The following is a 648-nucleotide window of genomic DNA, read 5'->3' as shown; positions in this document are numbered from 1 at the left end:
ATAAAGCCTGATGCTGCAGTTTTTTAAGCTATAAATAACAAATAGTAACTATGAGGTAGTAGGTAAATGCTTTATATTCCAAGATTAAAGCAAGAATTAGTGTTTCTTAAGTGGTATAAAGAATAATAATCTGATAAAATGTAGATATCAATACATGGTCATGTGAAATGAGAATTTATAGATAAATTATTTATATTTTTTAAAAGATAGTTTTGTTGGATGGTGATAATATGGATAAAGATGTTTTACAGGCAATAAGAGAGTTAATAAGGGATGAATTAAGACCAATTAATGAAAGATTGGAGAATATTGAGAGTGATGTTAAATATATTAAAGAAAAACATGGAGATAAACTTGATTTGCTTATTCAATTTGAGAAAAATACTCAATTTGCACATGAGAAGATAGACAATAAATTAGCAAAAATCGAGAACAGATTAAAAGTTTTAGCGGAAGAAGATTTTGATATAAAAGTTGATATAATGGGAGTAAAGGAAGATTTAAAGGTAATAAAGGGTGGAAAAGAGTAAAATTGAAATTAACTAAACATGATGGACATCTAAGTATTGTTGTAAACAGGATTATGATAATAACATTTAAATTAAATATAAATTTTAGAATAATAAAGGGCAATTTGCTGGGGATAAA

1 protein-coding gene is annotated in these 648 nt (G+C 25.8%); it reads left to right on the top strand.

From position 1 onward, the window contains the following. Positions 1 to 230 precede the first annotated feature (230 nt). On the top strand, positions 231 to 530 hold the full coding sequence (locus Q428_RS14255) for a hypothetical protein (protein WP_035382131.1): 300 nt from the start codon (positions 231 to 233) through the stop codon (positions 528 to 530). The last annotated feature ends 118 nt before the right edge of the window (positions 531 to 648 follow it).

The organism is Fervidicella metallireducens AeB (genome assembly GCF_000601455.1).
Lineage (GTDB): Bacteria > Bacillota > Clostridia > Clostridiales > Caloramatoraceae > Fervidicella > Fervidicella metallireducens.
Note: the sequence above shows the minus strand (reverse complement) of the source record. Positions and strands in the feature narration are given on the sequence as shown.